The 26,864-nt window shown below is 59.4% G+C and carries 24 protein-coding genes; 2 read left to right on the forward strand and 22 right to left on the reverse strand.

What is annotated here, in order from left to right; translation table 11 throughout:
• Positions 1 to 2: 2 nt before the first annotated feature.
• Positions 3 to 644 (reverse strand): class I SAM-dependent methyltransferase, encoded by a 642-nt coding sequence (locus tag FJ964_RS14390; RefSeq protein WP_140550989.1) that lies wholly within the window; start codon positions 642 to 644, stop codon positions 3 to 5.
• Positions 641 to 1,690, reverse strand: coding sequence for a glycosyltransferase family 2 protein (locus FJ964_RS14395; protein WP_224717409.1), 1,050 nt, complete (start codon positions 1,688 to 1,690; stop codon positions 641 to 643). Before FJ964_RS14395 ends, FJ964_RS14390 begins: the two co-directional genes overlap by 4 nt.
• Positions 1,691 to 1,874: 184 nt before the next feature.
• Between FJ964_RS14395 and FJ964_RS14400 the strand changes: the two genes are divergently transcribed.
• Both FJ964_RS14400 and FJ964_RS14405 read left to right on the forward strand, forming a co-directional pair.
• Positions 1,875 to 2,999: a glycosyltransferase family 1 protein gene (locus FJ964_RS14400; RefSeq protein ID WP_140550990.1), complete on the forward strand. Its 1,125-nt coding sequence runs from the start codon at positions 1,875 to 1,877 to the stop codon at positions 2,997 to 2,999.
• A complete protein-coding gene (locus tag FJ964_RS14405) occupies positions 2,996 to 4,114 on the forward strand; it encodes a glycosyltransferase (RefSeq protein ID WP_140550991.1) in 1,119 nt (372 codons plus the stop codon). The genes FJ964_RS14400 and FJ964_RS14405 overlap by 4 nt, the downstream gene beginning before the upstream one ends.
• A gap of 76 nt (positions 4,115 to 4,190) precedes the next feature.
• Here the strand turns inward: FJ964_RS14405 and rfbD are convergent, their stop codons facing one another.
• The 20 genes from rfbD to FJ964_RS14505 form a co-directional block, all read right to left on the reverse strand.
• Positions 4,191 to 5,075, reverse strand: a complete 885-nt coding sequence (gene rfbD, locus FJ964_RS14410) for a dTDP-4-dehydrorhamnose reductase (protein ID WP_140550992.1) — start codon at positions 5,073 to 5,075, stop codon at positions 4,191 to 4,193.
• Entirely contained in the window at positions 5,072 to 6,142 is a 1,071-nt protein-coding gene (rfbB, locus tag FJ964_RS14415) for a dTDP-glucose 4,6-dehydratase (protein WP_140550993.1), read from the reverse strand. Before rfbB ends, rfbD begins: the two co-directional genes overlap by 4 nt.
• 31 nt (positions 6,143 to 6,173) lie before the next feature.
• The gene (rfbC, locus tag FJ964_RS14420; protein ID WP_140550994.1) at positions 6,174 to 6,728 is read right to left on the reverse strand and encodes a dTDP-4-dehydrorhamnose 3,5-epimerase; all 555 of its coding nucleotides are present in this window, start codon (positions 6,726 to 6,728) and stop codon (positions 6,174 to 6,176) included.
• Positions 6,729 to 7,610: a glucose-1-phosphate thymidylyltransferase RfbA gene (rfbA, locus tag FJ964_RS14425; RefSeq protein ID WP_140551303.1), complete on the reverse strand. Its 882-nt coding sequence runs from the start codon at positions 7,608 to 7,610 to the stop codon at positions 6,729 to 6,731.
• A 19-nt stretch (positions 7,611 to 7,629) separates the two neighbouring features.
• A complete protein-coding gene (locus FJ964_RS14430) occupies positions 7,630 to 9,084 on the reverse strand; it encodes an O-antigen ligase family protein (RefSeq protein WP_140550995.1) in 1,455 nt (484 codons plus the stop codon).
• A complete protein-coding gene (locus FJ964_RS14435) occupies positions 9,081 to 9,908 on the reverse strand; it encodes a hypothetical protein (protein WP_246676181.1) in 828 nt (275 codons plus the stop codon). Before FJ964_RS14435 ends, FJ964_RS14430 begins: the two co-directional genes overlap by 4 nt.
• 313 nt (positions 9,909 to 10,221) lie before the next feature.
• The gene (locus FJ964_RS14440) at positions 10,222 to 12,600 is read right to left on the reverse strand and encodes a polysaccharide biosynthesis tyrosine autokinase (RefSeq protein WP_140550996.1); all 2,379 of its coding nucleotides are present in this window, start codon (positions 12,598 to 12,600) and stop codon (positions 10,222 to 10,224) included.
• A gap of 46 nt (positions 12,601 to 12,646) precedes the next feature.
• The gene (locus FJ964_RS14445) at positions 12,647 to 13,594 is read right to left on the reverse strand and encodes a polysaccharide biosynthesis/export family protein (protein ID WP_246676182.1); all 948 of its coding nucleotides are present in this window, start codon (positions 13,592 to 13,594) and stop codon (positions 12,647 to 12,649) included.
• Positions 13,569 to 13,937 (reverse strand): hypothetical protein, encoded by a 369-nt coding sequence (locus FJ964_RS14450; protein ID WP_140550997.1) that lies wholly within the window; start codon positions 13,935 to 13,937, stop codon positions 13,569 to 13,571. Before FJ964_RS14450 ends, FJ964_RS14445 begins: the two co-directional genes overlap by 26 nt.
• 237 nt (positions 13,938 to 14,174) lie before the next feature.
• Positions 14,175 to 14,660 carry a hypothetical protein gene (locus tag FJ964_RS14455; RefSeq protein ID WP_140550998.1) on the reverse strand — a complete coding sequence of 162 codons (486 nt, stop codon included), beginning with the start codon at positions 14,658 to 14,660 and terminating at the stop codon, positions 14,175 to 14,177.
• Positions 14,661 to 15,006: 346 nt separating this feature from the next.
• Positions 15,007 to 16,164, reverse strand: a complete 1,158-nt coding sequence (locus FJ964_RS14460; RefSeq protein ID WP_140550999.1) for a glycosyltransferase family 4 protein — start codon at positions 16,162 to 16,164, stop codon at positions 15,007 to 15,009.
• 30 nt (positions 16,165 to 16,194) lie between these two features.
• Positions 16,195 to 17,175, reverse strand: coding sequence for a glycosyltransferase family 4 protein (locus tag FJ964_RS30975; protein ID WP_318013079.1), 981 nt, complete (start codon positions 17,173 to 17,175; stop codon positions 16,195 to 16,197).
• 155 nt (positions 17,176 to 17,330) lie between these two features.
• Positions 17,331 to 18,650, reverse strand: a complete 1,320-nt coding sequence (locus FJ964_RS14470) for a lipopolysaccharide biosynthesis protein (protein WP_181172473.1) — start codon at positions 18,648 to 18,650, stop codon at positions 17,331 to 17,333.
• A 4-nt stretch (positions 18,651 to 18,654) separates the two neighbouring features.
• A complete protein-coding gene (locus tag FJ964_RS14475; protein WP_140551002.1) occupies positions 18,655 to 19,899 on the reverse strand; it encodes an oligosaccharide repeat unit polymerase in 1,245 nt (414 codons plus the stop codon).
• Between the two features lie 43 nt (positions 19,900 to 19,942).
• A complete protein-coding gene (locus FJ964_RS31345) occupies positions 19,943 to 21,193 on the reverse strand; it encodes a glycosyltransferase (RefSeq protein ID WP_246676186.1) in 1,251 nt (416 codons plus the stop codon).
• A complete protein-coding gene (locus FJ964_RS14485) occupies positions 21,075 to 22,253 on the reverse strand; it encodes a glycosyltransferase (protein WP_140551004.1) in 1,179 nt (392 codons plus the stop codon). The genes FJ964_RS31345 and FJ964_RS14485 overlap by 119 nt, the downstream gene beginning before the upstream one ends.
• A gap of 135 nt (positions 22,254 to 22,388) precedes the next feature.
• Positions 22,389 to 23,084 carry a methyltransferase domain-containing protein gene (locus tag FJ964_RS14490; RefSeq protein ID WP_181172474.1) on the reverse strand — a complete coding sequence of 232 codons (696 nt, stop codon included), beginning with the start codon at positions 23,082 to 23,084 and terminating at the stop codon, positions 22,389 to 22,391.
• A 102-nt stretch (positions 23,085 to 23,186) separates the two neighbouring features.
• Positions 23,187 to 24,212 (reverse strand): NAD-dependent epimerase, encoded by a 1,026-nt coding sequence (locus FJ964_RS14495; RefSeq protein ID WP_140551006.1) that lies wholly within the window; start codon positions 24,210 to 24,212, stop codon positions 23,187 to 23,189.
• Positions 24,212 to 25,486, reverse strand: coding sequence for a nucleotide sugar dehydrogenase (locus FJ964_RS14500; RefSeq protein WP_140551007.1), 1,275 nt, complete (start codon positions 25,484 to 25,486; stop codon positions 24,212 to 24,214). The genes FJ964_RS14495 and FJ964_RS14500 overlap by 1 nt, the downstream gene beginning before the upstream one ends.
• 41 nt (positions 25,487 to 25,527) lie before the next feature.
• Entirely contained in the window at positions 25,528 to 26,805 is a 1,278-nt protein-coding gene (locus tag FJ964_RS14505) for a sugar transferase (protein WP_140551008.1), read from the reverse strand.
• Between the last annotated feature and the right edge of the window lie 59 nt (positions 26,806 to 26,864).

Here is a 26,864-nt window from a genome sequence, read left to right on the forward strand (position 1 = left end):
AATCATTTTGTCTTCCTAGAGCGGCAATGCAACATGGTCCAGGGCAAGGGCGACAGAACCTCGACCACTTCGAAAAACTGCGACACCAGCGAAATGAAGCCGCGCTGCGACCAGTGCTGCAGATGGCCGGGTGTGTTTCCCAGGGCAGATACGTATTTCCCGCGCGCCAGGTTGAGTGCACGCCAAAGCGGCTCCCGAGGCACGCTGAGTATCAGGTCCGACCTTGCAATGCGCTGCAGTGCCTGCAAGGCCTTTTGCGGCTCCTCGAGGTGCTCCATCACCTCGCAACACACGATAAGATCGGCGCCATCCCGTTCGGGCATCACCTCGTAGATACTGCGTACTTCAAAACGCCCGGGATCCATACCGCGCCCGCGGGCTTCTTCCTTTGCCATTCCGATAACCTGCGTGGAGAAATCGGTGCCCCGCGCATCGATGGCCTGGCCAAGCCAACGCATGACCCAATAGCCCTCCCCACATCCGACCTCGTGGATGGTGGCGGGGCCGACCTTTGCCACCAGGCCGGACAGGGCGCCGTCGAATCCTGCGACCATCCGACGGGCGATCAGGTTCCGCGTGCCGTATTTGTCATAGGTGTTGCCTATGACAATGCCATCCTCTGCCTGTCCGCCAGCTACCTTCATCCGTCCAGCCTGCTTTCCTGCAACTTCGTGCGCGTTCGCGTGATCTGTCCTGGCGTCGCGCGCTGCGTATAGCGGATGTCTTCGAGAAGCTTACGGTTGGCAGCTATCACATCGGCCAGGAAGGCAACCAGAAGTGCCTGGAAGCCCATCGACATGAGCACACCCGCCAGGATCACCGACTGTACGTGGCCGCTACCTCCGTCAAACAGAAAGAAATAAAGAAAACGCAGGCCGATCAGAAAACCAACGCCAAAAAGAATGGCCGCAACCGTGCCGAAGAACCGGGCCGGCTGGTAGATAACGAAAATGCGGATGATGGTGAAAATCGAGCGCTTCAGATAAGATGGTATGCTCTTCACCAGCCTCGACGGCCGCAGGTCGCCGTTGACGCGGACCGGCACCGAAACCACGCGCATGTTCTTGCGGCCTGCCTGAATGATGGTTTCCAGCGTGTAGGTGTAGTTGTTGAACACGGCAAGACGCTGGGCCGCGTTCCGCGAGATGGCGCGAAATCCGCTTGGCGCGTCCTGGACATCGGTGCCGCTGCTGACGCGAACCACCCAGCTGCCGATCTTCTGCAGAAGCTTCTTCACCGGCGAGAAATGCTCTATCTCCGATATCGGTCGGGCGCCGATGACCATATCCGCACGCCCCTGGAGAACCGGTCTGGTCAGCGCCGGCAGGTCGGCCGCGTTATACTGATTGTCGGCATCGGTGTTGACGATGACATCCGCGCCCCGCGCGAGGCAGGCTTCAATGCCCGTCATGAAGGCATAGGCGAGACCGCGATTGCTGGTATGACGGACAACGTGGTCGACCCCGTTTTCCTCGGCGACCCTCACTGTCTCGTCGCTGCTTCCATCGTCGATGATCAACCATTCGACGCAGTCAAAACCAGCAACGGTCCGCGGCAGATCATTCAGCGCTATCGCGAGCGTTTCCGCCTCGTTATAGCAAGGGATCTGGATAATCAGCTTTGGCAGCGGCGTACTCTCGAATTGGGACCCTGATACCCATGCATCTACCATTATCAGACTGAGGCGCAAGCGGTTTTCCCCTGGCGGAATCTCAGCATCATTTTGATGAACGGAGTCGGCGAAGTGTATAATAGCGTTTTTTCATAATGACTTGTCGCCTGATCGCCCCTCGAAGCGTTGTCTCTGCTATCACCGCAAAAATGTCCGGAATCCTTTGCCCAATTCGCTGCTCAATTCGCTTCCGGAGAGAAGATTGAGAATCGGGATCGATGGCAGGAATCTGGGATCGGCCTCCGACGGAATTGGGCGGTTCGTCCACAATGCCGTGAAAGCGCTGACGGCTCTCGGCGCTGATGTCTTTCTGTACGCACCGGGCAAGATCAACGCAGATTACGATATTCCGCATGGCGTTCCCGTGCGGACCGCCAACTTCAAGGGTTCTGTCGCCCGAACCTATTGGGGACAGGCCGTGGTGCCCTCCTGGGCCGCGCGTGACAAAGTGGAGATCTTGTGGGGCCCATCGCACCGCCTGCCCTTCCTGCTCGACCGCGAGATCGGGCGGGTGGTCACGATTCACGACCTCGTCTGGTTGCACGCTGCGCAGACCATGCGAACCCGGACCTGGATGGGTGACCGCCTGCTGATGAAGCCGGCGTTGAAGACCGCTGATGTCGTAGTCGCGGATTCGATGGCCACTGCCACTGCCTTGACGAACGAATTCCCCTGGCTGAAGTCGCCGGTCAGGACAGTTGCCCCTGGTACCGCGGCATTACCGGCGCCCGGTGATGTCGGGAGCCTGGAACCGCTCGGCATCACTAGGCCCTATGCGCTTTTTGTCGGCACAATCGAGCCACGCAAGAACCTCAGCAATCTGATAAAGGCCTACGGCCTGTTGCCGGCTGCCACCCAGTCTGGCTGCGACCTGGTCGTGGTCGGCGCCAAGGGCTGGAAACAAACGGGCTTGGCCGACGAGGTCCGAAATAGCGACCTCGGGACAAACATCAAATTTACCGGTTTCGTCGATGACGCGACGCTCGCGACGATCTATGCGAATTGCCTATTTCTCGTGATGCCATCGCTTTATGAGGGGTTTGGCTTTCCGATCGTCGAGGCACAATCTTTCGGCAAACCGGTGCTGACGTCGAACACCTCGTCAATGCCCGAAGTCGCGGGAAACAACGCCGTGCTCGTCGATCCGAAGAACCCCGCGGCAATTGCCGCTGCACTCCACCGGCTCTGTGTCGATGTAAAATTCCGAGACGGGATCGCTGCGGGCGCGAAGAAGAATGCCGCGCGTTTCACCTGGGAGAATTACGCCAAGGGTATGCTTCAGATTTTTGAACTCGCCATCGAGCGAAGACGGAAGACCAACGCTTGAAAGTCCTCCATTTCTTCAAGACATACTGGCCCGATACCTTTGGCGGGGTAGAGCGGACGATACATGCCATCGCTCGAAGCACCGCCAGTCATGGCATCGAAACCGAAGTGCTCTCCTTGAGCCGTGCTCCGGACAAGAACACGCAGCACCGCGACGGGCACATGGCCCGGAAAGCCAGGCTGGATTTCGAACTGGCGTCGACCGGGTTTTCGCTCGAGGTCTTTCGGAAGTTCGGGGCGCTCGCTGGGAAAGCCGACCTCATACACTACCATTTCCCATGGCCATTCATGGACATGGTGCATTTTCAATCCCGTCACGGCAAACCGACCGTCGTCACCTACCATTCCGACATTGTCAAACAAAGACTTTTGCTGCCTCTTTATCGGCCGCTGATGCTGCGCTTCCTCAGGGATGTGGACGCTATCGTCGCGACATCTCCGGACTATTTGAAATCGAGCTCCGTTCTCAGGGGCTTGGAGGGCAAATCGACGATCATCCCGATCGGCATAGATGAAACAGATTATCCCACGCCGGCCGAAGCCGACAACAGATGGTGCCAAGCGGCAGTAGCGGAGCCCTTCGTGCTCTTCGTCGGCGTCCTGCGCTACTATAAGGGGCTGGACGTGCTGATCCAGGCGGCCGATAAAGTCAGGTGCAAGATCGTTATTGCCGGATCAGGGCCTATCGAAGAGCGGCTCAAGCTTCAGGCCAAAACGTTGCGTCGCAACAATGTGATTTTCCTAGGCGAGGTCACCGAGCGGCACAAGATGGCGCTCCTCCACAACTGCCTGGGGTTCGTTTTTCCGTCGAACCAAAGGTCGGAAGCCTACGGGCTTTCTCTCGTCGAGGCTGCGATGTGCGGCAAACCGATGATCTCTTGCGAGATCGGAACGGGAACAAGTTATGTGAACAAAGCCGGCGAGACCGGGTTGGTCGTACCGCCTTCCGATCCAGCACGCCTTGCCGAAGCCATCAACCAGGTCGTAGAATCGCCGATCGAGGCAGCGAACTGGGGGCGAGCTGCTCGCGATCGCTACGTTCGCCTCTTTACAGCTGACAGGATGGGAAAAGCATACGCCGAGCTCTATCACCAACTCGATAACCGCCGACGCTGAAATACGGCTTCGCGCTGCGGCAGCCGGTGAATCCCCCGCTGGTTGCTGATTGTTGATGCAGTCAAAGCCGGTCAGGTCACCTGCTCAGGAGACGACGGATCACCTCTCGCGCCGACTTCTGCAGTACCGGCGCACGCCATCCAAACACGGAGGCAAACTTCGCGCTCGACAGCCGTGAATTGGCGGGGCGGCGCGCCTTGGTCGGATAGTCCGTCGCAGCAATGTCCCGTACCCGCGCGGAGGGGCCCCCGAGCCCACCGCTTGTGTCCAGGATATGGCGGGCGAAGCCGCTCCAGTTGGTCTCGCCCGTGCCGGCCAGATGATAGATGCCCCACGCGGCGAAATCCTCGTTGCGGTGCAGCCGTGCTGCCGCATGCAGGATCGCGTCGGCGATATCAAGCGCGGAAGTGGGGTTTCCCCATTGGTCGGCCACAACCGGTATCTCGTCGCGATCGCTGGCCAACCTCAGCATGGTTTTGGCGAAATTCTTGCCGAACGGGCTGTAGACCCAGGCAGTGCGCAAGATCACGTGGCGCGGATTGGCTGATGCCACGGCCTGTTCGCCGGCAAGCTTGGAGGCGCCGTAGACGCCAATCGGCGCGGTCGCGTCGGTTTCCAGATAGGGACCGTCCTTGGTGCCGTCGAAGACATAGTCGGTCGAAAGATGGATGACGGGCACGCCGAGCCGCGCTGCCGCTTGCGCCACCTCGCCGGCGCCGGCGGCGTTCACCGCATGGGCCAGCTCAGGCTCATCCTCGGCCTGGTCCACCGCCGTGTAGGCGGCGGCCGACACGACGATGTCGGGCTGAGCTGCCTCGAGCGCTGCGGTCACGGTCTCGGGCTGTGTCAGGTCGAGCTGCGGCCGGCCGATGGCGATGACCTCGACGTCTTCGCGCCCGCGCCCGGCCTCCAGAAGGCTTGCCGCGACCTGGCCCTCGCGTCCGGTGACAACGAGCCTCACACCGCCTCCTTGCGCGCTCCGCCCAGTCTTTCGCCGGCATAGCGCTGTTCGCGGATCGGTCCCCACCACCACTTGTTGTCCAGGTACCAGTCGACCGTCCTTGCCAGGCCGCTGTCGAAATTCTCCTTCGGCGCCCAGCCGAGCTCGCGGCCGATCTTGGAGGCGTCGATGGCGTAGCGGCGATCATGGCCGGGGCGGTCGGTGACGAAAGAGATCAGGTCGCGATAGCTTTTGCCGCCGGCCCGCGGGCGCCTGGCGTCGAGCAGATCGCAGATCGTCTCGACGACACCCAGATTGGTGCGTTCCGAATTGCCGCCGACATTGTAGCTCTCACCCGGCTGCCCCTTGGTGGCGATCAGTTCCAGCGCGCGCGCATGGTCCTCGACGAACAGCCAGTCACGCACATTGGCGCCGGCGCCGTAGACCGGCAGCGGCTTCTCGTCGAGCGCGTTGAGGATGACCAGCGGGATCAGCTTTTCGGGAAAATGGTAGGGCCCGTAGTTGTTCGAACAATTGGACAGCACCACCGGCAGGCCATAGGTCTCGTGCCAGGCGCGCACCAGATGGTCGGACGCCGCCTTGGAGGCGGAATAGGGCGAGGACGGCGCGTAAGGCGTCTCTTCCACGAACATGCCGCCATCGAAGGGCAGGTCGCCGAACACCTCGTCGGTCGAGACGTGATGGAAGCGGAAACGGCCCTTCCTGTCGTCGGAAAGGCCGCGCCAATACTCCAGCGCTGCATTGAGGATGCGGTAGGTGCCGACGATGTTGGTCTCGATGAAGGCGCCCGGCCCATCGATCGAGCGGTCGACATGGCTCTCGGCGGCGAGGTTCATGACGATGTCGATATCGTCGCGGCGCAATATGTCGAGCACCGCCCTCTCGTCGCAGATGTCGGCATGGGCGAAGCTGTAATTCCGTGCATTCTCGATCGGCCGCAGCGAGGCCAAATTGCCCGCATAGGTCAGCTTGTCGAGATTGGTCACCCGGTAGGCCGGGTTGGCGCACAGATGCCGGCACACCGCCGAACCGATGAAGCCAGCCCCACCCGTCACCAGAAAATTCATGCCGCTATCCCCATGCATCTGGCAATGTTCATCAGGCAAACACCTCGGCGGCGGCGAGCAACGGCGCCTTGAGGTCCTTGTCGGAAAGCTGGAAGCCGCCAGCCGGCGGCGGCCATTCGATGCCGATGGCGGGGTCGTCGAAACGGATCGAGCGGTCGTGTTCGGGCGAATAGGTGTCGGTCACCTTGTACAGTACCTCGGTATCGGGCACGAGCGTCATGAAGCCGTGGGCGAAGCCCTTGGGCACCAGGATCTGGTTGCCCTTCTCGGCCGAGACCTCGAGGGCAACCCATTTTCCGAATGTCGGCGAGGAGCGGCGGATATCGACCGCGACATCAAGGACACTGCCTCTGACAACGCGCAGCAGCTTGTCCTGGGCACGTGGCGGCAACTGATAGTGCAGCCCCCTGACGACACCGGCCGCTGCGGAATAGGAGTGATTGTCCTGGACGAAGGCGAGTTCAAGGCCGGCCTCGGCGAAGCGTGCGGCGTTCCAGGTTTCGGTGAAGTAGCCACGGGCATCGCCGTGCCGCTTCGGAATGATTTCGAGCAGACCTTCGATGCCAAGGGGTCTCACCTCCAGCATCTAGTCCTCCGACAACTCGACCACGCGGCGGCGCAGATAGGCGGCATATTCATTTTTTCCCAGGCGGGTTGCGCGCTGCAACACCTCCTCAGCCCTCAGCCAGCCCTGTTCGAAGGCGATTTCCTCCGGACAGGCGACCTTGATGCCTTGGCGACGTTCGATTGTACGCACGAACGAAGAAGCATCGTCCAGGCTGTCGTGAGTGCCGGTATCGAGCCAGGCGTAGCCGCGCCCCAACCTATGCACCTGCAACTGGCCACGCTCGAGATAGGCATTGTTGACCGCCGTGATTTCGAGCTCGCCTCGAGCCGAGGGCCGAATCCTTGAGGCGATGTCGACAACCTCGTTGTCGTAGAAATAAAGGCCGGTGACGGCCCAGTTGGATTTCGGCTTCTGTGGTTTTTCTTCAATCGTGAGCGCGGTTCCACTGGTCTTGTCGAAGGACACTACGCCATAGCGCTCCGGATCCTCGACATGGTAGGCGAACACCGAAGCGCCGCTTTCGCGCGATGCCGCGGTGCGGCAAAGCTTGGACAATCCGTCGCCAAAATAAATGTTGTCGCCCAGTATCATCGACACGCTGTCCGCGCCGATGAAGTCACGGCCGATAATGAAGGCTTCCGCAAGTCCGTTGGGCTGCGGCTGCTCGGCGTAGGACAATTCAAGCCCGAATTCCGATCCATCGCCCAACAGCTCGCGGAAAACCGGCAGGTCCCGCGGCGTGGAAATGACCAGAATCTCTCGAATCCCCGCAAGCATCAAAACGCTCAGCGGGTAATAGATCATCGGCTTGTCGTATACCGGGAGTATTTGCTTGGAGACCGCTAACGTTAGCGGATAAAGGCGCGTTCCACTGCCTCCAGCAAGGATAATTCCTTTCAAGAAACTCTCCTTGACATGCCTAAGTCCCCTCCCCTGACACAAGCCGCCCGTGCTTAGGTTTCATGCCGCGGCTTGTCAATCTGGTGCCCGACGAAGGAGCCGAGCGAGTGTCCCCGGCCCCGGCCAACCGCCCTTGCCTTGCCGGGCCCGAGGTCATGGCCGGGACAAGCAGATTGTCTTCATCGTGATGGCCTATCTCGCCCATCTCGCGCCTTTGGTTCAGCCGCTCGGCAAAACCCTTGTGAAAGACGATCGCATTCAAATAGGCAAACGTCATCGCGAGTGCTGCGGTTCGCAAGGGATAGTCGACAAGAGAGTGAACGAGCAAAAACGACACCGAGAGAAACGCAGCCTTCTGTAACGGCTCCCGGCGAATCCGGACCGACGAGGCGAAAAGCAATATGGCATACACAATCATTAACAAAACGACCGGTATGCCGCCCTCAAATGCCAATTCGAGGTAGTCATTGTGGGCATGATTTACATAAGTTTTGAAAATCATTCCGGCTTTTTCGTATATCTGATAGACCTTCGGGAAGCTGCCAAAACCAACGCCAGTCACCCAGTTCTCTTTCATTCCTTCGATCGTGGTGCGAGCAAACTCCGTCCTGCCGAATGCCGGATCGACAACTTTCGCATCGATCTTAGCCCATGCGCCGATCGTGTAGACGGAAAGCCCGATGAAAACCGCAAGAATGCCATATCCGCCCGCCCTCGAGCGAGCGGACAGGAAGACAACGGAAATCGCGGTGGTCACCAGTCCGATCAGAATGCCAGCGCGCGAGCCGGCTGCCAGAAGAAGCAGCAAGAGCATCGTCAGCCCAAGCGATCCGGACAGAAAATGTCCACGGAACAGGCCGTAATAGACCACAAATGGGATGGAGACGAAGAGCAAGGCCGAAAAGTGATTTTGATTGGCAAACAGGCCCGCATTGATCGTAAACGGCAGCAATCCTTCTATGGCGACTGTATCGGAGAGCGAATACTGGATCGCCGCGGCCAGGCCATTGCAGATGACTCCCATGAAAAAGAAGGGAACAAGGCCGTAGACCTGCTCGGTGCGCAGGCGGGTGACGCTGAGGAAGAATGCCGCGGCGGCGGCGAAATACAACATGCACTCGATCGTGCGCCCTACGCCGACGCTGACGAAGCGCGATTGCGTTTCACCCTCCATCCAGGTTTTGGCAAGCAGCACCTCGGGCCGCAACCCATCCAGCAAGGCCCCGGGCAGCGGAACGATCTGGAAGCAAAACATGGCCAGGCCGAGAGCGATCAGCCACAAGATCGCCCGGGGAATTGTTTGTCCGCTGGGCCGTGACAGGATGACCGCGGCCGAGACAATCGCCGCTATCTCGATCAGCGTTTCGGTATAGAGACCGCTCGCGGTGCCGCCGCCAATCAGCAGGGACAGGAAAAGCACCGACCCAAGCAGGTATTTGTCCCACTGCCCGGTCTGCCGTGACCGTGCTCTCACGACGACACCCTTTCGATGCTCAATCTGTGCATGACCAGCGTGCCGACGTATCGAAACCGCCAGCTCTCGGCAATTGCGGCCGTTTCCAGCCTCAGCAACTGTATCGGACACGCAGCCGGTCCGACGGTGAAATCCAGGCTCAGGCTTCGCCGGTTGAATGTGCCTTCCGGTATGTTGAAGCGCGCTATCTCGCTTGACGGGTCCGCGCATCTGACAGACCAGAACAGCTGCTTTGGCAGTTTGAGATTTGTCGCGGACGCGGTCATGGACATCCGGTAAGAGCCGGGCGGCAATTCGACATATTGCTGAAGCGCGGCGTTCTTGACCGGCGTGTTTAGAAATCGAACCGTCGCCCCGCTGTCGGTTTCACCCGCGCCCTGCGATCCGGCAAAGGTGATCTCCAGCCCAGATCGGTCGTGTATCACCCAGTCGAACGGCTTGCCGCTGAAGAGCGGCTCGAAGCCGCCATTGAAGATATAGCCGCCCAGCTTCCGCTCCCGATCGGACAGGCTGAAAAGAAACAGCCGATAGGCCGGGCCATAGTCCTTCTGCTTGATGTAACCGGTGATAACGGCGGACAATTCGCTGGATGTCGGCGGAGCACCCGTGCGCCCGAGATCGAGCAGCAGCTGGTTTGCAGGGCCCAGGCTTTGCGGGTTCTGGCCAAGGGCGAGAAAAAGCTTACCACGCCACGGCGCCTCTGCCTCCAGGGCTGCCAGCACGGCCTGATAGCCGTCGGAACTGGAAAGGATAGCAGGCCAGCCTGGGGCGACGGCCGAAAACTGGTCTGGCCACCGGCGCAGCAAGGTGTCGATCTCGCCCACGGCTCTCGCCAGATCGCCTGCCGAGATCGAGCGATCGATGGACCTCTGCAGCGCATGGATTTCAGTCTTGGACAGCTTTCGCGCCTGGTCGAAAAGTTCGAAAGCCTGGGTCTGTTCGCCTTGCCGATATTTGATCTCGCCGATCAGGCTGTAGAGACGGGCGTCCGCGACATTGAAGCGAAGCGCATTCTTGGCCTTGGCGGCCAAGGCGCCGATATCGGCGCTCGTTTCGTTCAGCTCGCCGGCAATTTCGTTTATCAAGGCATCTGCGTTCAGCGGGTCCAATGCCAGAGACACGCTCGGCGTTCCCTCCTCAAGGAGCCGACTTAGCCCGATCGACGAAGCCATCAACACCAGAACGGAGGCGACGAACCAAACGCTTGAACGCAGGAGATTTTGCATGAGCGGGCTGGCCTGCTTCGTCATCGACTTTGCCCTCAATCTTCGGCGTGCCCGCGCCATGTTCGTAATATTGGTAGTTCATGTACTTATAGGCGTAGTTGTAGTCGAACTTGTTCACCGCGAATTTCGACATTGCCGCCCCGATCACATTCGCTCCGGCTGCGCGCAGTCGTTTCAGCGCCGTCTTGGCCGCCTTGCGCGTCACCTGGTTGGTGGAAATGACCACCAGCGTGCCCTCGGCAAGCCGGCTGAGAATGGGCGCATCGGACAGGCCGACGATCGGTGGAGCGTCGATGATGACGAGGTCGAAGCGCTTGCCGAGATTTGTGACGATCAGCGCCATCTTCGGCGACGAAAGCAGATCCGCAGGGTTGGGCGGGATCGTTCCCGACGTCAGCACGGTCACGTTGGGATATTTGGTCGTCCTGAATATGCCCGCCACATCTTCCTTGCGCACGGTATTCGTCAGGAGATTGCTCAACCCAATCGCGTTGTCGAGACCGAACAGCCGATGAAGATTCGGTTTGCGCAGATCGCCGTCGATAAGCAAGACCTTCGCACCGAGGGCGGCGAAATCCTGACCGAGCTTGAACGAGGTCGTCGACTTGCCTTCGGAAGGCTCGGAGCTGGTCACCAGGAGAGAACGCGGCGCGCCCTCCGCGCCGGAGAATTGCAGCGACGTTCGCAGCGAACGATAAGCTTCCGATAGCCCGGACTTCTGATCGGCGATGCTGGCCATCAGTTCGCGGTCATCGACGAGCGGCAGGATGCCGAGCATGGCCAGCCCCAGCTCCCTTTCGACCTGCTCGGGGTTGGTGAAGGTGTTGTTCAGCAACTCGATGATGTAGATGATCGATGCAGTGAGAGCCATGAACAGCGCTAGCGCGATCGCCAGATTGATGATCAGGCGCGGAGAATAGGGACTTACGGGCAGGGTCGCGTAATCGACGATGGCTGCGCTTTGCGTCTTGAGCTCGGAGCTGACACCTACGTCATTCAACTTGGTGATGAGGCTGTCATATTGCGACCGGTTGGAATCGACCTCGCGCTTGAGGATGGTGTATTTTATATTCTTGTCATTGAAGACGACCTGCTGTTTTTCCATCTCGGCGAGCTTGGATTTGAGGTCGGCTTCCTTGTTCTGCGCTTCCTGGTACTTCAGGCGCAGCGAATCGGTTATCGCCAGGACGCCGTTGTTATAGAGCCGCGTCAGCTCCTTGATCTGCGACTGGAGTTGCTGCATCTCCGGAAAGCCAGGCTTCAGAATGCTCAGTTTCTGCTGATATTGGCTCTTGAGGTCCGCGAGTTTTTCGCTGAGTTTTTGTAAGCCATCACTCTCCAGAACCGGTGACAGGCTGGAGCCTCGGCCCTTGTCTATCTGGTCCACGACGCGACCGGCATCAAGACGATCTTGGATAGCGGTCGCGAGCGCCGTGTTCAGCGCCTCGATGTTCGATCCGATCAGCGATTTATCGTCGCCGGTGACGGTGATGCCGGCATCCTTCGCATAGGTGACCAGTTCCTCCTCGGACTTCTGCAGCTTCTGCTTGACCTGCAGGACCTGTTCCTGGATGAACTGTCTCGCCAGATCGGACGTCTCGCTGGTCTGGTCGAGACGTTGATCGATAAAACTCTGCGCGACCTGGTTGGCGACGTCACTTGCATATCTTGGCTTCTGGTCGATGAAGGTGATCGACAGCAAGCTGGTGTTGGTCACAAGGTTGACCGTCAGATCCTTCAGAACGCGCTTGATCGCCATCGCCTCTCGCTCTTCGGGGGTCTTTTCCTGGATCGAAGGCGATTTGGAAATTCCGAATGCACGGTAGAAGATGTTGCTGAGCGAGAAGCTCGGGGTCGGGAACAGGAAATCCGGTTTTTCGGAGAGCCCCAGCTGAAACACGACGCGCTGGGCCAGCGCCCGGCTCTTCAATTTCTCGCGAGCGGTCAGAAATGCGCGTAAGTCGCTGTTTTCGGAAACCACTTCGATGTCCTGAAAAACCTTTGCCGAAGGGACCAGGACTTCCAGCTGCGTGGTTGCCTGATATTTCGGCGTCTGCATCATTGTCACTATGATACCGGCAACCAGGCCAGCCACCGCCATCATGACGATCAGCCAGCGATATTGCACGACATAGAAAAGCAGCTTGAGCGGATTGAATCTCTCGTCGTGAGCGGCATAGTCTCGACCGTAAGGACTATAATTCTGCGCCCCGTCATAATAGAGGTCCGCGGACAAAGCCTGGCCATATCGAGGACCGGCGATTTGGGACTGCCTGTTGCGATCGAGCATGCGCGAGGTGATCCTGGTTGTCCGTATCCTGGCCGGCCAGGCCCTCTTACGGAATGACCGCAATTCGGGCCGCGCTCGATGCGAGGCCCAAGGCATCCTTCAAATTGTTCATTGCGATTTTCGACTTCGAAGCGAAAACCACGACCACGTCGCCGCCATAGATACGCGGGTTGCGATTCTTGCCGGTGCGGATTTCCTCGACATTGTAGTTTGCGACCAGCTTGTTTTGACCGACATTGCGGTAGACGAAGACCTTGCCGGCATCGCCGATGGCGTTGAAGCCTCCCGCAAGGGCGATCGCATCCAGCAAGGAGGCGCTGCTGGACACCGGGTAGATGCCGGCCCTGTTGACCTCGCCGTCGACCGTGATGCGCTGGCCTATCGATTCCTTGACGAAAATCGTCACATCCGGCGACTGCAGATATTTTGCGCCATAGGCGGTCTCGATATCCTTTTCGAGCTGGCGGACCGTCTTGCCGGCCGCTGTCATCGTCCCGATAAGCGGAAGGGAAATCTGGCCGCCGGCATCCACCTGAACCGTCCTGTTCAGGTTGTCGACCTGGAATACGCTGACTTCGAGTACATCGTTGGCAGACAGCGGCTGCTCGCTGCCGTTTTGTGTATTCTGCGGTGCCGGCAGATCCTTCACCATCTGTAGCGCGCCGCCACCGGCAAGCGCCGTTGAGGACGATGTCGGCTGCAGCGCATCGACAGAGCTCGTGGACGATGATGAACTGCTCGCGCAAGCAGAGAGGGCGAGCAATACAAGCAGTGCCGGCATCCTCGCGCCACTTCCCTCAAGATCGAGAATGCCCATCACAGAGCCCCACTTTTGAACAGCTTGGGCAGTCCATCGAAATGGCCCGCACAGCTGGCTCCCGGCTTCTTCGCTCGTTTTCGATGGTGTGAGCAACTGGTTCTGCACTATCGTGCCCGAGCTTGCGCGAACCGGCGAGACCAGACCTTGGCTAGCGGCTGACTGCGTCGTCGTCATCCTGTAGTCCAATAGCCAGTGCGGCGCCGCCACCAACCGCGCCGGCGCCCAACAGCACCGGCAAAATGCCAGGTCCGGAATTGGCAGGTCCGGTAGCAGCCTGCTGCGCATCAAGCGAGACGCACATACCGCCTTGCACCGGATCGATGCTGACGGTCGCGTTGGCCGGAACATCAAGCGCGCAATTGGCGCCGACAGCCAAGGAAGCCGATGCTTGCGGCCCGGTCATGATGCGCGCGCCTGGATAGATCGGCGCTCCCGCGTCCACCTCGGCGTAACCGCCGGCCTGCGCCATCTGCACCTCACCCTGGACTTGGGTGAACTGGCCGACAATGCCAGACACGGGCGCAGCGGCCAGGCACGAACATGTCTGAGCCGACTGGGCAACAGCATCGGACGCTCCAAACAAGGCACCTCCCCCGGCGAGCGTGACAAAAGCTAAAGCAACCCCAACCCGATGACGCCCTGTCATTTCTACCCCCCTTCGAACCAACGATCCGCCCCCCGGAACGAATCGCTTACGCACCCCTTCGATCAACAACGCTCAAATAACTCACCAGCATTCACGGTGATCCGCCCCTCAACGACTGACCGCTTTGTCGTCATCCTGCGTCGCCGCCAACACACCGCTGGTGACAAGCGCACCGACGAAAATCCCTTCGGGCAGCCCAAACCCACTTGTGCCGCCGGACGGCTGGATGGCCGCCGTCCGCTCCGAATCCACGAGTTTCAGACAGATGTTGCCGCCCACGCGTGAAACATCCAGACTGGAATTCGCCGGTACATTCATGTGGCAACCGCCAACAAGCACGGATGCCGAACCGTTGGCACCAACTACCACCCGACTGCCGAGACCGAGAGTGCTCCCCGCCTTTGCACGACTATAGCCGACCGACTGCGAGACCATCACGTCGCCATCTGCGGAACGAATGGATCCAATGGCACTCGCCGGGCCGCGATAGGCGGCAGCGCAGCTGCAAGATACATCCTGGGCGAAAGATGAAACCGAAGTGAAACCACTCGAGGCAACCAACGCGCTCACTGCGGTTCTAATGATGACATTCATCCGTTTCGCCTTTCCTTCAAATCATCCCGGATATGCCAGATCAAAAGGTGGTGACATCAGCGCCTAACATTTTTTTGCCACAATTCCAACCCGTGTCGCACGATGCGGAGAAATTTGACCTGAACAACACGCCATTTTAGCAATTATGCATAAATAATCCCGAGCTGTCGGCGATGGATGTCTGCCCTCCAAAGAGAAATTACGATTTCCTTTTCATCCTGATTACACCGAGCCAACTTGATCAAAGCCGAGCACCTCGAAAGCCGAGTCCCGATCTGCAATGCAGCAAGACAAGCTTGGCACCTGGTTGAATGCCTGACCTTCTCGGCTCGCACTTCAACCGCGTTCAACTATACGCCGGCCCGTTCATCGCCTGGCGAGCATTGAGCTTCCCTATCTGCGCCATGTAGCGCTCGATGACGATCCGTTCTGAAAACTGCCGCTCGACTTTCTTTCGGCTCTCTGTGCCCATCTTATCCCTGGATGCGGCGTCCATCATTGCGAATTCGAGCATCTTGCTCGCCAGGTCGTCTGCGTCTTTCACCTTGCACAGCAGGCCGTTGACGCCGTGGTCCACCACCTCCCTGCATCCGGGCACATCTGACGCGATCAGCGGCTTGCCCATCGCGGCTGCTTCCAGCAGCGAGCGCGGCGTTCCTTCCCTGTAGGATGGCAAGACGACGCAATCGGCGGCACCGAGGAAGGGACGGACGTCGTCGGTGGTTCCGAGATACTCGACCAGGCCCTCGCCTGCCCATCGCTCGACCTGGACACGGCTGACTGCGGTGCGGTTCTCGACATCGAGGAATCCAAGAAGCTGGAAGCGCGCGCCGGGCATGTTGCGGCGCATCTGGCGAGCTGCCTCGACGAACTCGCCCACGCCCTTGTCCCAGAGCAGCCTGGCCACGAGCAGAAAGACGATCGCGCCGGACGATTGGCTTTGGCGGGGCGCCGGAGAGAAGCGAACAAGGTCGACCCCGGAGCCCGGCAGCAGCGCGGTCTGTTCCTTCCGAACCAGGCGCTCGTCGAGGAAGAGCATCCTGTCGTCGTCATTTTGGAAAAAGACCATTTTCGAACGGGCCAGCGCCAGCCGGTACAGGACCTTGGCAATTTTCTGGAGAAGGCCGCCACGGACGAAAACCGTGCCGAGCCCTGAAACATTGTTTATGACCGGGATGCCATTGAGATTTGCCGCCAGCGATCCGAACACGTTGGGCTTGATGGTGAAGCCGACAAACGCCAGCGGCCTCTCGCGGCGCAGCAGGCGCCAGTAGCGCCACAGAAGCACCATGTCGCGAAACGGCGAGGTGCCGGAATTATCCATCTCGATTTCGACATACCGGCAGCCCATCGGCGGGATCAGGCGCGAATACTCGTCCCTGGGTGCCGCAACCACTATCTCATAGCCCTGCCCTTGCAGCGCCTCGATGAGACCTTTGCGGAAATTGACGACATTCCAGGACGTGTTGATGGAGATGACTATCTTTCTTCCGATCCCATGCATCGTCCCCGCCTCCCCCAAATGCCGTTTCGCTCACCGTCGCGTATGCAATCGTGCCCTGTCCGGCCCAAAGGTCTCGAACAGCCGCAAGATTTCGTCGTCATTGGCGAGCGATGATATGCGCGCGAAGCAAGCGTCCCTTGCAGGCCCCAGATCCTGCGGCCGAGCGATCAGCCCTGCGACCGCGCGTGCGATGTCGTGCGGATCGTCGGGGTTGAAATCGAAAGCGGCTCCCTCGGGCATGTAGTGCCTCGTGCCGCTGTCTCGCGACATCAGCACGGCACATCCCGCCCAGGCCGCCTCGATGGGAGACACCGCCGCGGGTTCAGCCCGCGATGGCAATATCAAGAGATCATGACCGGAAAAGACCGAGATCATGTCGTCATGGGCAATGTTGTTTCGAAACCGAAGCCGGTCGGCCACGCCAAGCGCCTGAGCCTCGCGCCGCAAGGCCTGACAAAAAGCCGTGTCGGCATGCGTTGCCTCCTCGCCGCAGAATGTCAGGGAGAAAGGCATGGATGAAATCGCCGACAACGCCCTCAGAAGCAAACTGTGCCCCTTGCGCTCCCGGTATTTTGCCACCATCAAAATTCGAGGCGGCCACTGCAATGGCCTGCTTTCCAGGCCTTCAGTCCGGGCCGGTTCGAAAGGGCTCCCGAATGGCAGGGACATGGCATCGCCGACCCTGAGCGGGCCAGGGTTCGGTGATAGCCGCGAGGTGAAATGCGGAATGCCCAGCCCCTGAAAGACGGCTCTTCGAACCCAAGTGCCACTCCATGCCCGAGGCGTGGCGTCCTCCTGGTCGTAGATGACCAGTCTGCGCCCTTGCAGGATTGAACAGAGTGCCGCGACCCTGGAAAATCTTCGCGTCACACCGCGAACGATCACGATGTCGGGGTCTTCGGCCCGCAAGCGCTTCCAGTAGGAAAAGACGCCGGGAGAGGAAAAAGGCGAATTCGGAATGTTGCTCGAGCGCCGACGCATGATCATACGGGACAGCGCGGATGGAGCCATCAAATTGGGAGAAACAAGCGCGTGATTCTCGGTGACGCTCGTTCCGACCACGTCGACCGCAACATGGTGCCCCGCGGAAGTCAGAATGCGAACCCAGGGTACCGCATTGGTGTGGTATCTTGGCAGGCAAAACAGGTATCTCAAAACATCAGCCTTCAGATATCTTCCGCCATGCGGATTCGCCTTTTCAACAATAGGTGCGAAACCACTATCATCGCCGCATAGACCGCCGCCGATACGAGCAAGCCGGCCCAGGCGATGCCTGAGATCCCGATCCATCCGGACAAAACCAGGCAAAGCGGAACATAGACGACGACCGCCAGCGCCGTGATTTTCAAAAGCGGCTTCGTCCCGGCCACGACCTGGATCAACGGATTGAGATGTATTCCAGCGAGGCCGAAGCATTCGGCCGCGAACAAAATGGCAAAGAGCAGCGATGCTTCGGCATAGGCCGAACCGCCAGCCAGAAGGACGATGGGGTTTTGCAGCAGCCCCCCCCCGACCGCCATGCCGGCGGCGGCGCATGCCGAAACCACAGTGATGCGGGCGTTCAAGCGGTATAGACGAGAAGGAGGCTCTTGCTTCGACAGTTTCGCGATTTCGGGAAAGATCACCTGGTTCAAGGGACCGGTCAGCCGGGAAACCATCGTCGCCAGGCGCGATGCGAGCGAATAAGAGCCCGCGGCGACCTCTCCCAGCAGGCCCGCGACAAGGAACAATGCGAGATGCCGCCTGGCACTCACAAGCGTCGAGAGCAGACTGGTGCCCGTGGCCATGGCAAGAAACGTCCAGAAGAAACGGCGTTTCGACCGGGAGCGAAGCGGGTTGAACAGTTCGATCTCCGCCTGCCTGGCATAGAGCAGCATGCGAACGAACAGCGTCAGGTTGTAGAATGCGCCGACCGCTGCCAGCACGATTACATAAGCCGGCAATGAGGCATCCAGGATCCAAAGGACGAGAGAGGCAACCACCACGGCAATCCCTTGCATGAGTTGATTGCCGGCAATGACGTCGTACCGGCCGTTCAGCCGAAGCACACCTTTCGGCGTACCCGAAAGACTCGCCAACAGGGTGAGGCTGTAGATAATCGCCAGAAGGCGATTATCCCGCGACACGCCAACAGCTTCTCCAAACAGCAAGATCCCGCCTATCGCCAGGACCGTGGCGAAAAGGGCGGCCGAAACGTCGAGGGCGATCCCGCAAGATGCCGCGGGCCCCAGACGCAAAGGCGACCTCGCACACAGCCTGATCACAGGCTGCCAGCTCTCGAACGTGCAGAGGCCGGAAACGAACGCCACATAGGCCTGAATTACGGCGAGTGTGCCAAAATTCCCCGGTCCTAGCGACCGTGCGTTGAGCGCCAGTGCAAGGATGGAGCACAACGCGGCCACTCCGCTTGCGGACGTCGTAAACGTAACGTCGCGAGCGACCCGCCGCGCGCGTATCCACCCGGAAGGCTTGGCGACCGCCGTCACGTCCTCAGCCATTGTCTCGGCGCAAGGCGCGCGCCGCCTGCGGCATCACCTCGGCGGGGACCGGCGGAAAACACTTCCGGTGCACATAAACCAAGCCAAATATGAAAAGCGCAACGAGAACGGCTCGCTTGGCGGAGATAAACGCACCAAGCAATTCCTTGCGCTGGATGTAGAATGTGAGATGGACGATAGCCACGATCAGCCCGGCCTTGAGCGCCGCGCTGCGCACATTGCGGATTATCGCCTCGACGGCAACACACACGAGCGACAGAATGACAACGAGCAGCGGAAATCCGGCATACCCGAAATTGGCATAGAACTCCGCCCAGATGTTTGCAGCGACGCCACCACTGTAACCCGGAAATAGGAACGGCTGAACCTGCTCGTTGTAGGTGCATCCGTCCTTGCCAAAGACGGTATCCGAGAACGGAAACAGGGAAAGCGGCACCAGCCAAAGATTCGAGCACGGCAAGGTGTAGTCATATTTCACGACCAGATCCAGGTGAGCCAATGTCACGAACTGCTCCAGCCCCACGAGAGCGGAATCGGACAATTGGTCAAACTGTATTCTCTGACCTACAAGTTCAAAATTTCCTGCTTTTATTGCTGCATATACTGCTTTGTACACTGCAAGAAAAAAGAATGCGCCAATTCCTCCAATTATGTATCTTTTCCTGATCAAAAGAAGGGAAATGTTCCTGTACCTTACGTACAAACAAGCTAAAATCGCGATGGCAACCGAAGAGCGATGCCCGATATAGAGCGTAAGTATCAGCCCCAGGCAGCTCAAGATGATGACCAGCCTGGATTTCTTCCACCCCGACAGGGCTCCGAACACAACGCCGATGATGCAGCTGTTGTAAAATACATACTGGATCCGCCCGGTAGATGACAAAATATCGGCCTTTGAGGCCGAAAAAAGTGCCGGATTTGCCATCGAAATCCCTCCGAACACCACCAGCATCGCAATTATTACGATCGACTCTCCCCGAACGTTGCCTTCGACCTCGAAATCTTGCCGCCTTGGCATGAAGACCAGCATCGCGGCAACAATGCAAGAAAGAGAAAGCACAATGGCATATCCAGTGCCCGCGTGATATATGAAATCATACTTCCTTCTGCCGACATCAACATACTGAAATCCCCAGGTGACGAATGGCACAAAGTAGATCAAGCTCGACAAAAGCAACAACATCTGCGGCGTGAGCGCAAATGGCGAAACAAAATAATCTCGTTTTAGGTGCTTCACTTTCGGTTCATCGCCATCTGAATATTCGTATTGTTCTCACCCCTTAGCAGCCCAGGGACGATTTCTCCCACAGCAAGCCATACGAGTGCGCCATCCGCTCAAGCGAGAAATCCGCAGCGATGCGGTCGCGACATGCTTGCCGCCTGCTCGCCCAAGACCGGGTATCCTGGATTTCCGAAGCCATAATCTCGATGGAACGCGATAGCGCGTCAGGGTTCCGCGGCGGAACGATAGATCCCGTGTTGCCGACAAGCATCGCGATGTCTCCGACATCCGTTGCCACGCATGGCGTGCCGCATGCCATGGCCTCGGCAACCACGTTCGGAAACGCTTCGCTGCTGGAGGCCAGCACATGAATGTCGAATGCATTCATCAAACCGGCAATGTCGTCGCTCGGCCCGAGAAGCTTCACCTTGTGGCGAACATCATAGCGCTCCAACAGCACGGCAAGCGCAGTGTTTTCAGCCGTCATGCCCGGGCCGGCAAGAACACATTTGAAGGGAAGGCTCTTGTGCATCGACAGCCTGGACAAGGCAGCGAAGAGATTCTGGTGGTCCTTGTCGGGATGCCAGCGAGCGACGTTTCCGACAACGAACTGGCCGTCGCCTATTGACCAATCCTGACGGAGCCGTGCGCGCGCCCGGTCGTCCGGCTCGAACACGGCCAGATCGTAGCCATTCGGTATGATCGTCCAGTTCGAACTCGAATATCCTGCATGAATGTGGCGCTGCGACGCGTTTTGCGAGCAACTGACAATCCGAGCCGGGATGATACCGGATATGAGAGCGCATATCCTGTCCACCGCTCTGGTCGTAAAGGAAGCCGCCCGCGGATCCAGTCCGCAATTGTGCATCCCCCAAAGAACCGGCCTGATGCCGCCAAGCCGCGCCAGGATGCCTCCGACGAGGTTGGCGTGATACATCCAGCACTGAACCACGTCCGGCCGATAGGTCGAGAACACGCGCCTGAGCGAGGCGAGCCCCCTGAGACTCAATCTTCCCTTTGGCATCGCCAGACAAGCGAGCGGTATCTTGGCCGCGCGAAGCAACGGGCCATATTTTCCCTCGCCCGAAAGCGAGACGACAAAATGGGAATGGCTGCGCTCGGCCGTGCACAGGCGGTATAGCGCTGCCTCGGCACCGCCGTTCTCAAGTCCGGTGATGACGTGCAGGATCTTAATACGACCGCTCCTTCCCCACGGCGTTCGTGGGATCGACACCCATCGCGAGCAGGTAGGCGTCGGCCACCTTTTCGACACTGAAATCCCGCGCCCGACGCCTGACGTCTGGAGGATCAGTTTCATCAAGGGCGGCCATCACTTCTGCCGCAAAACCCTGGGCATCGCCGACCGCGGCGAGGCGCCCCCACTTGCCGTCCTCCAGAATCTCGGCCGGACCGCTTTCGCAGTTGGTGCTCACCACATTGGTCCCGCAAGCCATTGCTTCGATGATCGTGTTTGGAAATCCCTCCCTGCGGGAGGATTGAAGAAACAACGCTGCCCGCCGCATCCACGGATACGGATTCTTCGAAAAGCCGACCAGAGCGACCGAAGAATTCAGCTCGAGTTCGTCGATCAGTGTTTGAAGCGATCCCCGCAGCGGCCCTTCCCCGACAATGGCCAATTTGACGGGCCTCTTCGTCGCAATCCGTGCGAAGCTGCTTATGAGCGTGGCATGGTCTTTTGCAAAATCAAGCCGCCCAACGGCCACCAGCAAGACCCTGCCATCCTCAACCGCGAAAGGGTGTTCGAGCGGTTCATCCGCCTGCTCTTCAACATGTTTGATGTCCAGCGGATTGTAGATTGTTTTGACGGAACTCCGGTGGATCCCGATGCTCCGGATCAGGTCTTCCGCAACGCCATGCGATACAGTGATGATCGTGTCGGCTCGACCATAGGTCAGCCGCATGAGGAATGGCAGGAACTTCTCACGAACCAACTTCGTATCGGCGACGGTCCTGGAAAGATTGCTCCTTTCGGATATCACGATCGGTATCCGGCGCAGCGACAGCATGGACGAGATGATGCCAACGATATTGGCATGGGGTAACGCCGTCAGCATCACCCGCGGCTGCTCCCGTCTCAAATACCGGATCAAGCCCAATACGGAAAACAGCAACCGCGAGGCCCGGAGGTCCTGTATCCTTATCGTCTTCGGTACCAAAGCGAGATACTCGCCCGTCGCACATCCAAGCACCAGATCGATCGGCAAGCCGCGCCGGCCAAATTCGCTGGCCAGGGTAAGCATTGCCCGCTCGGTGCCACCAGCACGAAGAGAGGGAATGAAGATAGCAATCCGAGCGTCTGGGCTGCCTGACGATCTCTTGTCTTGGCGCGTGCGCGTCACTCGGTTCACCACCTTTCCTGGCCGGTCACGGCGAAAGCTTTTTTGCTTGCGCCTGACCGTGCGCGACGAGCGGTGCTCCACCCGGATACGGGGAGACCGCCCGTCGCGTTCGGGTCCACCAAAGCGGAGAATATGCTTGGGTGATCAATGTCTTCGCCGAAAGACATAGGCGTAGGTTTCAGCCGCATCCTTCCCGATGAGAAGAGCCGAGAGACCTAGCCAGAGGCGCCAGACAAGGAAGGCCGGCACGAAAGCGTAGAAGTATGAACTCCTCCAGAACAGATGACGCTGGACAAGCTCCAGGCCATTTTGCGCTGCGATCCTTTCCACCTCGCTCGGCAGGCATCTGTCATAGAAGGCCGGGAAGCCGTCGTGCCCCCTGCCCTTTTCGGGATAGACCGCAAACAGCAGGCGCCGCTTGATCGCCTCGGGCAAGACCCGATTGAGCCTGGCGAAAACGGCGTTGCGTGAAGGCGAGAAAATGGCGACCGTGCCGCCCGGTCTTACGCAACTGGCAATACCGCGAAATGCGCCTTCGCCGTCGCGGACGTGCTCCAGGGTGGCCTGGCATATGACCAGATCGGCATCTCCCTTTCCCCTGAACGAGGTAAGGTCCGCCTCGATCCGCTCGTCATAGATATCGTCTGGAGCCTTCGACAATTCCTTGGCATCGCGGTCCACCCCGACGACGACCAGCCGCAGACGACGCTTCTCGGCCAGGCCTACAAGCGGCCTTGCTCCTCCGCCCAGATCATAGACCAGTGCGTCAGGTGTAAGCAGCGCCGGTGCGATTTCCGCAGCAAAGGCGTGGTTGCCGTCCGTGCGCAGCCGTAGCGGCAAGGCTCGGTCCAGACACTCTGAGACCGCCACGTTCGTGCGAACAAAGCCCCGCAGCAACGACGCTATCCCGTCATCGATTTTGTGGACAAGACGTGACTCCCCCTACCTCCGCTCAAAATACTCCTGGTACCATTCGACGAACCGCCCGACGCCCTCCGTCACGGACGTGCCGGGGCGATAGCCGACCGCCGCCTGCAGCGCCGAAGTATCGGCAAAAGTGTCAGGCACGTCGCCGGCCTGCAGCGGCAAGAGTTCCACGATGGCCTTGCGGCCAAGCGCGTTTTCAAGCGCCTCTACATAGGCTGTCAGCTTCACCGGGTTGTTGTTGCCGATATTGAAAATACGCCAAGGTGCGCTGCTCGTCGCAGGATCCGGATGATCGGAATCCCAGGCGGGGTTAGCCGCGGCGGGACTGTCGCTGGCGCGGATCACGCCTTCGGCGATGTCTTCGACGTAGGTGAAGTCGCGCGTGTGGTTGCCGTTGTTGAACAGCTTGATCGGCTCGCCGGCCAGGATGTTCCTGGTGAACAGGAACAGCGCCATGTCGGGACGACCCCAAGGGCCGTACACGGTGAAGAAACGCAAGCCGGTGGTCGGCAGCCCGAACAGGTGGCTGTAGCTGTGCGCCATCAACTCGTTGGCGCGCTTGGTTGCGGCGTAGAACTGCAGCGGATGGTCGGCCGGGCGATGCTCGGAAAACGGCATGTCGGTGTTGGCGCCGTAGACGCTCGACGTGCTGGCATAGGTCAGGTGGCCGACACGGCTGTTGCGGCAGGCCTCCAGCATGTTGGCGTAGGCGATAATGTTGCTCTCGACATAGGCGTGCGGGTTTTCAAGGCTGTAGCGGACGCCGGCCTGGGCGGCGAGATGGATCACGCGGTCGAAGGCGTGATCGGCAAAGCAGCCGTCCACCACGTTTCGCTCTGCGAGATTACCGTGGATGAAATGGTAGCCCGCATTGGTGCTGCGGCTGGCTTCGGCCAAAAGCCGCAGGCGCGCCTGCTTGATCTGCGGATCATAGTAGTCGTTGATGCTGTCTATGCCGACGACCTCGTCGCCGCGTTCGAGGAGCCGCCTGGCGACGTGGTAACCTATGAAGCCGGCAGCGCCGGTGACCAGGACCTTCATCAGAACCGCCCGTCCGTAACATCCCTGGGGAACAGACCCTTGATGTCGTAGACGACGCTAGGGTCCTTGCAAAGTGCTCGCAGGCCGGCAACGCCCAGGGTGCGAAACTGCCCGTGCCCCACGGCGACGACAACGCCATCATAACGCGCGGCAGGCATCTCTTTAACGCTCGTTACGCCAAAGGCGCGCGCGCATTCCTGCGCATCGACCCAAGGATCCCAGATATCGATGCCGGCATTGTACTGCCTCAGCTGCGCGACAATGTCGGCGACCTTGGAATTTCGCAGGTCCGGACAGTTTTCCTTGAAGGCTGCGCCCATGACCAGAATCCGGCTGCCAACGACAGGTATGCCCTTGCGCATCATAAGGCGGGCCGTCTGGTCCGCCGCATGCCGGCCCATGCCGTCGTTGATGCGGCGACCGGCAAGAATCACCTCGGGATGATAGCCGAGTTCCTGAGCCTTGTGGGTGAGATAATAGGGATCGACGCCTATGCAGTGGCCGCCGACGAGACCAGGGCTGAAGCGCAGGAAATTCCATTTGGTGCCGGCCGCTTCCAGCACCTCCGACGTGTCGATGCCCAGTTTGCCGAAGATCAGCGACAATTCGTTCATCAGGGCGATGTTGAGGTCGCGTTGCGTGTTCTCGATGACCTTGGCTGCCTCGGCGACCGCGATGCTCGATGCACGATGCGTGCCGGCGGGAATGATCGAGGCATAGAGGGCGTCGATGGCGTCCGCCACCTCCGGCGTGGAGCCGCTGGTGACCTTGACGATCGTCTGCAGTCGGTGCTCGCGGTCGCCGGGGTTGATGCGCTCAGGACTGTAGCCCAGGAAGAAGTCTTCGTTGTAGCGCAGACCCGAATGTTTCTCGATCAGCGGCGCACACACCTCTTGCGTACAGCCGGGATAGACAGTCGACTCGAAGATCACCACCGCACCTTGGGAGATCACCTCGCCGACCGTGGCGGAGGCCATGACAAGGGGCTTCAGATCCGGCCGGTTGGCCCTGTCGATCGGAGTGGGGACAGTGACGATGAAAATTCCGCAATCCCGCAAATCGGCCTTGTCGCTGGTGAACCGCAGCCGCGTGGCGGCGTCGATTTCATCTCTGCTGGCCTCGAGCGTGTGATCCTCGCCACGCCTCAGCGCATCCACACGCGATTGGCTGATGTCGAAGCCGACGACGTCCCTGATCGCTCCGAGGGCCACCGCCAGCGGCAAACCCACATAGCCAAGCCCGATGACAGCTATTTTCCTGGAACCGAGGTCCATTTGCTTCCTGTCCGGCAAGCCTTAATCAGCCACCGCCTCCGCTATCGCGCGCCATGGCCGGTAATCATCGTCTTTATGGTTCTGAGGGTGATGAGAACATCAAGCCAAGGCGAGAAGTTCTTTATGTAGTAAAAATCGTAGTGTAATTTCTCCATCACATCGTCGACCGCCGCGACATGACCCTGATTTACTTGCGCCCACCCGCTCACACCCGGCCTGACGATGTGCCGGTAGCGATAGAACGGCAATTCCGCCTCATACCACTGCGACAGGACGACGGCCTCGGGCCGTGGTCCAATCCAGCTCATTTCGCCGCGCAGGATGTTGATGGCCTGCGGCAGCTCGTCGATCCTGAACTTGCGTAAAAAATGCCCTATCCGGGTGATGCGATCGTCGTCACGTTTCGTGATCGCCTTGTCCTTGTCGCTGCCAATGCCGGCTTGCTGCCTCATCGAGCGAAATTTGTAGACCGTGTAGATCCGGCCCCTGTAGCCAATGCGGGGCTGGCGAAACAGCACCGGACCCTCCGAGTCCAGCCGGATCAGCAGCGCGATCAGCACCACGAAAGGCGAAAGGGCCACGACCATGACAAGCGCGGAGATCCAGTCGATTGCCTGCTTGATCTTGAGATAGGCCTGGTTCGGATTGAGCGAGCCGAGCGTGTTCTCCGACAGATGTTCGATCGCGACGCGGCCGGTCAGCGATTCGCTGACCTGCTTGACGTGGTAGACCGGCGTGCCCGAAAGAGCCCGGTCCGCGATGTATCTTTCCCATTCGGCGTCAAGGTCGGCCCGCAGATCGACGACCACGCCATTGGCCCGTTCGATGACGGTGGCGGGCGAGGTGATCCAGAACCAGTGCACTCCCGGCAGTGTCCTTAGGCGCTCTACATCCCCGCCGGGAATGACGACCAGCCGGTACGGGTCGAGATGCCGCGTTATGAGGCTCAGGCCAAAATACCAGAGCGTGGATTGGGTGAAGCTGGCCGCCGCCTGAAACCGGCTGTATTCGAAGCGAAAAAAGAAAATGGTCAGGAAAACAAGCCCGTAGGACAGCACAAATGTCGGTAGGATGTAGCTGGCAGCGGCCACGCCGGGGAAATTCCCAATGCGGCGATAGGCAAGGAAGCCTGCTACATGCGCAATGACCGCGGCGGCGACGGTTACCTGAAGATTGGCGACGTAGACCGCATCGGGTTTGAAGGCAATCCGGATGAGGGCCGGCGCGACGATCGCGAATGTCAGTCCGCCAATAAGTTGAAAGCGAATTCTAAACAGGAAGTGCCGGCTTCCGACAAGAGTTGATGTTGCGACATTCAACTTCTTCCCCCCTCGAAGCTGCCATGTCGGCGATTACCATTGCAATAATGCGCTTGGCT

The sequence above is a fragment of the Mesorhizobium sp. B2-3-2 genome (genome assembly GCF_006442295.1).
Lineage (GTDB): Bacteria > Pseudomonadota > Alphaproteobacteria > Rhizobiales > Rhizobiaceae > Mesorhizobium.

Coding starts and splice junctions, on each gene's coding strand:
- FJ964_RS14390 (WP_140550989.1), bottom strand. CDS start 644: ATGAAGGTAGCTGGCGGACAGGCAGAGGATGGCATTGTCATAGGCAAC.
- rfbB (WP_140550993.1), bottom strand. CDS start 6,142: ATGAATTTTCTGGTGACGGGTGGGGCTGGCTTCATCGGTTCGGCGGTG.
- rfbC (WP_140550994.1), bottom strand. CDS start 6,728: ATGCTGGAGGTGAGACCCCTTGGCATCGAAGGTCTGCTCGAAATCATT.
- FJ964_RS14440 (WP_140550996.1), bottom strand. CDS start 12,600: ATGCTCGATCGCAACAGGCAGTCCCAAATCGCCGGTCCTCGATATGGC.
- FJ964_RS14445 (WP_246676182.1), bottom strand. CDS start 13,594: ATGACGACGACGCAGTCAGCCGCTAGCCAAGGTCTGGTCTCGCCGGTT.
- FJ964_RS14455 (WP_140550998.1), bottom strand. CDS start 14,660: ATGAATGTCATCATTAGAACCGCAGTGAGCGCGTTGGTTGCCTCGAGT.
- FJ964_RS14460 (WP_140550999.1), bottom strand. CDS start 16,164: ATGCATGGGATCGGAAGAAAGATAGTCATCTCCATCAACACGTCCTGG.
- FJ964_RS30975 (WP_318013079.1), bottom strand. CDS start 17,175: ATGGCTCCATCCGCGCTGTCCCGTATGATCATGCGTCGGCGCTCGAGC.
- FJ964_RS14495 (WP_140551006.1), bottom strand. CDS start 24,212: ATGAAGGTCCTGGTCACCGGCGCTGCCGGCTTCATAGGTTACCACGTC.
- FJ964_RS14500 (WP_140551007.1), bottom strand. CDS start 25,486: ATGGACCTCGGTTCCAGGAAAATAGCTGTCATCGGGCTTGGCTATGTG.